Source organism: Bacillus cereus group sp. BfR-BA-01382 (genome assembly GCF_022663475.1).
GTDB lineage: Bacteria > Bacillota > Bacilli > Bacillales > Bacillaceae_G > Bacillus_A > Bacillus_A thuringiensis_S.
The window spans coordinates 1-259 of the sequence record NZ_JAKUFQ010000381.1; the positions used below are offsets into that span (position 1 = coordinate 1).

Below are 259 nucleotides of genomic sequence, written 5' to 3' on the forward strand. Positions count from 1 at the left end.
AACGCCTAAAAATGTAAAAGCAGAAGAAAACCAAAAAGAAGATATTAAAATCCCTACTCCTAAAGAGTCTAAAGAAGACGAAAAACTTAAAAAAGAAAATCTTCCTGAAGAGCCTAAAGAGGACGAGAACTCTGAAAAAGAAAAACTCCCTGAAGAACATAAGGACGATAATCAAGACGAAAATGAGGAAGTAGAAATAACAGATGCAGATGTGAGTCTATTATTTGGAAATTAATTTCAAAAAAAAGAAGCTACTTAT

1 pseudogene is annotated in these 259 nt (G+C 31.7%); it reads left to right on the forward strand.

Going from position 1 to position 259, the window contains the following annotated elements:
- Positions 1-235 (forward strand): annotated as a pseudogene (locus tag MR160_RS34415) (hypothetical protein); the annotation flags it as partial.
- Between the last annotated feature and the right edge of the window lie 24 nt (positions 236-259).